At 32.6% G+C, this 7,972-nt stretch carries 5 protein-coding genes; 3 read left to right on the top strand and 2 right to left on the bottom strand.

Features of this window, described 5'->3' with window-relative positions; genetic code table 11:
* Window positions 1-142: 142 nt before the first annotated feature.
* Window positions 143-547, bottom strand: a complete 405-nt coding sequence (locus HCB45_RS14675) for a helix-turn-helix domain-containing protein (RefSeq protein WP_185620387.1) — start codon at window positions 545-547, stop codon at window positions 143-145.
* Window positions 548-1,099: 552 nt separating this feature from the next.
* Complete coding sequence (locus HCB45_RS14670; protein ID WP_185620389.1) at window positions 1,100-2,281, bottom strand: alpha/beta hydrolase; 1,182 nt, start codon at window positions 2,279-2,281, stop codon at window positions 1,100-1,102.
* A 99-nt stretch (window positions 2,282-2,380) separates the two neighbouring features.
* Here HCB45_RS14670 and HCB45_RS14665 point away from each other — a divergent pair, with 99 nt between their 5' ends.
* The 3 genes from HCB45_RS14665 to cas1 all read left to right on the top strand — a co-directional run.
* Window positions 2,381-2,719, top strand: coding sequence for a winged helix-turn-helix transcriptional regulator (locus HCB45_RS14665; RefSeq protein ID WP_221771128.1), 339 nt, complete (start codon window positions 2,381-2,383; stop codon window positions 2,717-2,719).
* Between the two features lie 494 nt (window positions 2,720-3,213).
* Window positions 3,214-7,218, top strand: a complete 4,005-nt coding sequence (gene cas9 / locus HCB45_RS14660; protein WP_185620388.1) for a type II CRISPR RNA-guided endonuclease Cas9 — start codon at window positions 3,214-3,216, stop codon at window positions 7,216-7,218.
* Window positions 7,219-7,972: type II CRISPR-associated endonuclease Cas1 (gene cas1 / locus HCB45_RS14655; RefSeq protein ID WP_185620385.1), on the top strand; the 754-nt coding region annotated here is incomplete at its 3' end.

Here is a 7,972-nt window from a genome sequence, read left to right as displayed (position 1 = left end):
ATCCTATAGTGTATAATATATCCTTCAAATTATTAAAGATTTTCTGGAAATGTCATCCGTTGCGTAAACATTAACTGTTTTGTCAATTTTTCAGGCGATTGATAAATCAGAATGTTCTGAATCCATCTATATGATACCAGTGCTAAAAGATATTTAATAATTTTCCAGTAAAATATATCTTAATTTCAATTATCAACATAAAAACTGTAGAAATAGCAAAGCCTAACATGAAAATATTATGAGTGACTTTCCAATAAATAATATAAACTAGAATTGATAGTAAAAAGAATATAACTAGTAAATGCCACTTCCTAGTGTTTCCATCAACTACTAATTTTTGTTCAAATTTACTATCCCCTTTAATAAGCTCATCTAAATTGATTTTAAATACTTCACTTATTATTAGCAGATTCTCAATGTCTGGAAAGCTTTTTTCAGTTTCCCATTTTGAAATAGCTTGCCTAGAAACACCTATTTTTTCAGCTAATTCTTCCTGTGATAATTCATTGCCTTTTCTTAATTGTTTTATTCTATCTGCAATTCCCATATACCTACTCTCCTTAATCTTATTTGATAATATAATTATGACATAACTTTAAAAAATCTAAAAGAGAGTATTGGTAGAATATTAGCAACAGGTGGTTGCAACTTGATATAATAGATTTATGTTTACCTAAAAAAGTACAAAGATTTCTCTTTGTACTTTTTCGGCTATTCTTAGCCTCGACTTAGACAGCAAAACAATTATAACATGAAAGAATGTATAAAATTAGGCAGATTCTGCATATCTATATATGCAGAATTATATGATTTCACTATAATTCAAGACTTCTTACATCTTGATCTTTGTTTTCCTACTTGATGCCGATATATATCAACATAAATTTTAGATAGGAATGACTTAATAAGTATTAGACTTAATGCAAGTTTCTTCTATAAAGGAGCTGGCTTTGAAATTGGGTTTGAGGTATCCTGATTTACCGGATTATTAAAATCATCACAAGGAGATAATCCTTGTGATGATTCATTATACGCACCTTATTTACTGTTGAAGTATCCTAGATTTAAATTCTATTTTCATTAATTAAATAAACGTGAATTAATCTAATTTGGCTAACCATAAAAATAGTTGATCATTTGCATCATAAGTAGCCCCATTTTGGCAGTGCAAATCGGAGGAGTAATTTTGTTTATCAAATAAAATTAACTTTTTACGTTTTGCCGGAATCTTTTGGAAAAAAGATACGCCAAGTTGATAATCATAATAATTTTCATTTCGCGCAAGCAATACGAGACAGTCCGTTTTTAAGTTTTCATAAGCAATCTTTTCATTGTAATCGGCGCATATAGCTAATAAATCATTTAGAGAGGTTGCGCCAAACACCCATTTTGCGTGCTCTATCTGCCAATTTAAAAAATGATGATGCTGAAGGTAAAAGGTGCAAATACTTTCTAATGGTTCCGGAAATCCCTGTTTTAGAAATCGATGTAAAGGGGAAGGCAATGATTTTTTAAAAGATTCTAGCATAGAAGGGAAATAATTATATAAAATAATTTGATCAAATAGTTTATTATCTAAACTTGCGGCTCTAGCGAGCAATAAGCCCCCTAATGAAATACCAACGCCAATTCTTTCGCCTATAAGTTTCTCTTTTTCTTCATAATAATGTATTACTACGCTGACTACCTCATTCCAATCTGCTTCGAAAGGGAGTGCATATTTTCGGATTACATCAGATTGACCAGGTCCTTCGTACAACACAACATCATAACCATTGGCTAAGGTCGCTATAACATTGGTAAAATAAAGTTCTTCTAGAAGTGCATCAAAACCACCACAAATATAAAAAGTTCCCTTTGTTGGTTGAGAAGTTTTAAAATAGAGGGTCCTTAATTTCACCTGTTTATAATCAATAGTATGTTTCGTGTAAGGTATCTTTTTTAGGCTTAATGCGTCATAAAAAAGCGTTACTGATTTTGTATAAGCTTCTATTTTTCGAGGGTCTTTAGGAGGTAGAAAGAATTCTGCGGCTTGATAATAGCGACTTGAACGTAAAAGAGCATTGCCTTTACTTTCTGGGGAGTAAAAGGTAGCTGCTCGTCTTTCTAAAGATTGAGCAAAAGTAGACCATTCATGATACCAAGATTCATAGTTTCCATCCTTTATTCTTTCTGTGACTGTTGCGACTTCTCCATAATCAGAACCACCATAGGGAGTATACCAAAGCAATCTAGTTGTTTCGAATTCCAATTCAAATGTCTTAAAAAAATGTTTTTTCATCAATTCTGATTCTCCTCATCTATGCTATAATACTGATTAGTATAAGCAATAATTTTTTTCTGGAAAAGAGGTTACTTAGAGGTGCATACAAATCGTCATATGTCAGATGATCAACGACTTAGAACATTAGCTTTGCCCCTTCTTGGGAAATGGGTTCCTTTTATTTTACTACTTTTGTCTGAGCGTGAACATCATTTTTCAGAATTAGCAAGGAAGATGCCTGGGATTTCAAGAAAAGTGTTAAACGAAAATTTAATTAATTTACAAGCCTCGGGACTGATTTCTAAAAATGGCGTGACGTCTACAGGTTTTCCAGTATATTACCAGTTGACTGCTTTAGGGGAAAGTAGTATATCTCTGTTAGAGGATATAAAAAAATGGTTAAAAGAAAATGAAGCATTGATTACTAATAATCGAAATTTATTTAAAAAGGAGTAAGGGAGGAGGACTTCTTTTGTTTTTACTGGATATATAACGAGTGTCTCTAGAGAAAAATGCCTTTGTTAGATTCAAGAAAAATGAATCTGACAAAGGTGTTTTTTGTATTTAAAGTTTAGGGCTAAACAAAGGGTGGAAATAGATGTACATTTATTTTTCTGTGTTATAAAGGGTTAATGACAGAAATCAAACGCTAAATGTACTAAAGAGGACAGTAAAGCGACATACAGATAAGCTTTAATTTTATATAGTTAAATGGATACTTTTAGAATGGGAAAGTAGATGAAATAGGATAAAATGATGAGATATATGAATTACGTAAAAAGCGCACAAAAAAAGCGCCGAAACAGCGCTACTTAATTAAAAGTTGAGAACGGACAAAGCCTTATTTTAACTCGCTATGTTATTTTGAATACTAACAATACATACATTGTATCAAATTATGAAAAAAATGCAACTCATTAATAATAAAAAAATTTGAAGGGATGAAGAAAATGAGAAAACCGTATACAATCGGTTTAGATATTGGAACTAACTCAGTAGGCTGGGCAGTATTGACAGATCAATATGATTTAGTGAAGAGGAAAATGAAAATTGTTGGAGATTCAAAGAAAAAACAAATAAAGAAAAATTTCTGGGGTGTAAGATTATTTGATGAGGGGAAAACAGCTGCTGATAGAAGGGTGCAAAGAACAACAAAAAGGAGAATAGAGAGAAGACGAAATCGAATTTCTTATTTACAAGAAATATTTGTTGCGGAGATGGAAAAAGTTGATGCTAATTTCTTCTGCCGATTAAAAGATAGTTTTTATGTGGAAAGCGAAAAAAGATATGGCAGCCATCCGTTTTTTGCAACTCTAGAGGAAGAAGTTGCGTATCATAAAGATTTTCAGACAATTTACCACTTGCGAAAAGAGTTGGTAGATTCCACAGACAAAGCTGATTTGAGATTAATTTATTTAGCTTTGGCTCATATTGTAAAATATCGAGGTCATTTTTTAATTGAGGGAGAGCTAGATACGCAAAACACTTCTATAGATGAAATATTTAAGCAATTCCTGCAGATATATAATCAAGTGTTTGTGGGTACTACGGAAGATGGTAATTTAACACCATTGGAGGAGAATAGAGAAGTAGCTGAAATTCTCTCGGAAAAGCTTACACGAAGAGAAAAAGTGAGAAGAGTTTTAGCATTATACCCAAATGAAAAAAATACAGGTATATTTGCTCAATTCATAAGTATGATTGTAGGAAATAAAGGGAATTTTAAAAAGTTTTTTGATCTGGATGAAAAAATAGATATTGAATGTGCAAAAGAGAGTTATGAAGAAGATTTAGAGGCTTTACTGGCAAAGATTGGAGATGAATATGCTGAACTTTTTGTTGCTGTGAAAAATGCGTATAATGCGGTGGTATTATCTAGCATTATTAATGTGAAAAATGCAGAAACGAAGGCAATGTTGTCTGTCAGTATGATTGAACGTTTTGATAAACATGATAAAGATCTAAAGAGATTGAAGGCATTTTTCAAAACTCATTTACCAGAAAAGTTTGAAGAAGTGTTTAATGATAGAAATAAACATGGCTATGCAGGCTATATAGATGGTAAAACAAGTCAAGCGGATTTTTATAGTTACATGAAAAAAAAGTTAGAGAATATCGAGGGTGTCGACTATTTTATTAACCTGATAGAGGAAGGTAATTTTTTACGTAAACAACGGACGTTTGACAATGGAGCGATTCCGCATCAATTACATTTGCAAGAATTAGAGGCTATTTTACACCAGCAAGCAAAATATTATCCTTTTTTAAAAGAAAACTATGATAAAATTAAAAGTTTAGTAACTTTTAGAATCCCTTATTTTGTTGGTCCGCTAGCTAACGGACAGAGTGAATTCGCATGGCTAACAAGAAAAATTGATGGTGAAATTAGACCGTGGAATATAGAAGAGAAAGTGGATTTTGGCAAGTCAGCAGTAAACTTTATTGAAAAAATGACCAATAAAGATACCTATTTGCCTAAAGAAAATGTGTTGCCTAAACATAGTCCCTGTTATCAAAAATATATGGTGTATAATGAGTTAACTAAAGTTAGATATATGGATGATCAAGGGCAAACTCACTATTTTTCAGGAAAGGAAAAACAACAAATTTTTAATGGGTTGTTTAAACAAAAGCGTAAAGTGAAGAAGAAAGACTTAGAAGTATTTTTACGTAATATGAACCATGTTGAGTGTGCTACTATTGAAGGTATCAAAGATACATTTAACGCTAGTTACAGCATCTATCATGATTTATTGAGGGTAGGGATAGAACGAGAAATTCTTGATAACTCACTACATATGGAGATGTTAGAAGAAATCGTTAAAATCTTAACAGTGTTTGAAGATAAGCGCATGATTAAAGAACAGTTACAACAATTTTCCGATGTTTTGAATGGGACGATTCTGAAAAAATTAGAACGACGGCATTATACCGGTTGGGGAAGATTATCCGCTAAGTTACTTGTTGGGATTCGCGATAAGCAGTCTCACCTATCTATTTTAGATTATTTGATGAATGATGATGGGCTAAACCGTAATCTGATGCAACTTATAAATGATAGCAATTTATCATTTAAATCAATAATTGAAAAAGAACAAGTAACTACAGCAGATAAAGATATTCAAAGTATTGTGGCAGACCTTGCTGGTAGCCCGGCTATAAAAAAAGGTATTCTACAAAGCTTGAAGATTGTCGATGAACTTGTTAGTGTAATGGGCTACCCACCTCAAACTATTGTTGTGGAAATGGCAAGAGAAAATCAAACAACAGGAAAAGGAAAAAATAATTCTAGGCCACGTTATAAATCATTAGAAAAAGCGATTAAAGAATTTGGTAGTCAAATTCTAAAAGAGCATCCGATCGATAATCAAGGATTAAAGAATGACAGATTGTATTTATATTATTTACAGAATGGGAAGGATATGTATACAGGACAAGACTTGGATATCCACAATCTTTCTAACTATGATATTGATCATATCGTTCCGCAGAGCTTTATAACAGATAATTCTATTGATAACCGCGTATTAGTAAGTTCGGCTGCCAATCGTGAAAAAAGGGATAATGTCCCGTCATTAGAAATTGTTCAGAAGCAAAAGATTTTTTGGGAGAAATTATACCAAGCGAAATTGATGAGTAAGCGGAAATTTGATTATTTAACTAAAGCTGAAAAAGGAGGGCTTACAGAAGCGGATAAAGCAAAATTTATCCAAAGACAATTAGTGGAGACTCGGCAAATTACAAAGAATGTGTCGAATATCTTATATCAACGCTTTAATTGTAAAAAAGATGAGAATGGAAATGTGATAGAACAGGTTAGAATTGTAACATTGAAATCTACGTTGGTTAGCCAATTTCGTAAGCAATTTCAATTATACAAGGTCCGTGAAATTAATGATTACCATCATGCTCATGATGCTTACTTAAATGGGGTGGTCGCGAATACGTTATTAAAAGTATATCCTCAGTTAGAGCCAGAGTTTGTTTATGGTGATTACCACCAGTTTGATTGGTTCAAAGCGAATAAAGCTACCGCAAAAAAACAGTTCTACACGAATATTATGTTATTCTTTGCGCAGAAAGATCAAATAATAGACGAAAATGGCGAAATTTTATGGGATAAAAAATATCTAGAAACTATCAAAAAAGTCCTTAACTACCGTCAAATTAATATTGTAAAGAAAATAGAAATTCAAAAAGGGGAATTTTCAAAAGCTACAATTAAACCTAGAGGAGAATCCAGTAAATTAATTCCTAGAAAAACAAATTGGAATCCACAAAAATATGGTGGTTTTGATAGTCCAAACATGGCCTATGCAGTAATTATTGAATGTGCGAAGGGGAAAAATAAGCTGGTTTTCGAGAAAAAAATTATCCGTATTACTGTCATGGAACGTAAGACGTTTGAAAAAAATAAGAAAGCATTTTTAGAAGAAAAAGGTTATCGTCTTCCTAGAGTGCTCGCGAAATTACCAAAGTATACGTTGTATGAATGTGAGGATGGACGCCGAAGAATGTTAGCCAGTGCTAATGAGGCTCAAAAAGGAAATCAAATGGTACTACCAAGGCATTTAATTGCATTGCTACACCATGCGAAAAATTGTGAGGCAAGTGATGGGAAAAGCCTTGATTATATTGAAAGTAATAGAGGAATGTTTGCTGAACTACTAGCGCACGTATCAGAATTTGCCCAAAGATATACGTTAGCCGATACTAATCTAAACAAAATTAACCAACTTTTTGAGCAAAATAAAGAGGGTGACATCAAGACAATTGCACAATCTTTTGTTAATTTAATGGCATTCAATGCGATGGGTGCACCTGTGAACTTTAAATTTTTTGAAATCACTATTGAACGTAAAAGGTACATTAATCTTAAAGAATTATTAAATGCTACTATTATCTATCAATCAATTACTGGGCTATATGAAGCACGGAAAAGGCTGGATGACTAAATGGGATGGCGAACTATTGTAGTAAATTCACATTCGAAACTATCATACAAGAATCAACATCTTGTGTTTAAATCCGCCTATCAACAGGAAATGATTCATCTATCAGAAATTGATGTGCTTCTGCTAGAAACAACAGATATTACACTGACCACTATGCTAATCAACTGCTTAGTAGCTGAGAATATATTGATTCTCTTTTGTGATGATAAACGATTGCCTATTGGAAAGTTGCTTCCTTTTTATGGTCGGCATGATAGTAGTTTGCAATTATCGAAGCAATTAGAATGGGAGGCTGAATTAAAGGCAGCGGTATGGACAGAGATTATTTCTCAAAAAATATTAAATCAAAGTATGTTTTTATCAATGTTGAATTACGACGAGAAGGCAGATTCATTGATAAAGCTACATGAAACTTTAGCCGTTTTTGATCCGACCAATCGGGAAGGGCATGCAGCTAGAATTTATTTTAATCAGCTTTTTGGGAATGACTTTACTCGTGAACAGGAAAATGATGTCAATAGTGGATTGAACTATGGTTATACATTATTATTGAGTATTTTTGCGCGTGAACTAGTAAAAGCTGGATGCATGACACAGTTTGGATTAAAACATGCCAATCAATTTAATGATTTTAATTTTGCCAGTGATTTAATGGAACCTTTTAGACCACTAGTGGATCAAATCGTGTATGAAAAACGCAACGAGGATTTTCAAGTAATCAAACGCTCATTATTCGAAATGTTCATCAAGCAGT

The sequence above is a fragment of the Listeria farberi genome (assembly GCF_014229245.1).
GTDB classification, from domain to species: Bacteria; Bacillota; Bacilli; order Lactobacillales; family Listeriaceae; genus Listeria; species Listeria farberi.
Note: the sequence above shows the minus strand (reverse complement) of the source record. Positions and strands in the feature narration are given on the sequence as shown.

Bases quoted from the DNA above. Each gene is read 5' to 3' on its own strand.
- HCB45_RS14675 (WP_185620387.1), bottom strand. From the start codon at position 547: ATGGGAATTGCAGATAGAATAAAACAATTAAGAAAAGGCAATGAATTA.
- HCB45_RS14670 (WP_185620389.1), bottom strand. From the start codon at position 2,281: ATGAAAAAACATTTTTTTAAGACATTTGAATTGGAATTCGAAACAACT.
- HCB45_RS14665 (WP_221771128.1), top strand. From the start codon at position 2,381: ATGTCAGATGATCAACGACTTAGAACATTAGCTTTGCCCCTTCTTGGG.
- cas9 (WP_185620388.1), top strand. From the start codon at position 3,214: ATGAGAAAACCGTATACAATCGGTTTAGATATTGGAACTAACTCAGTA.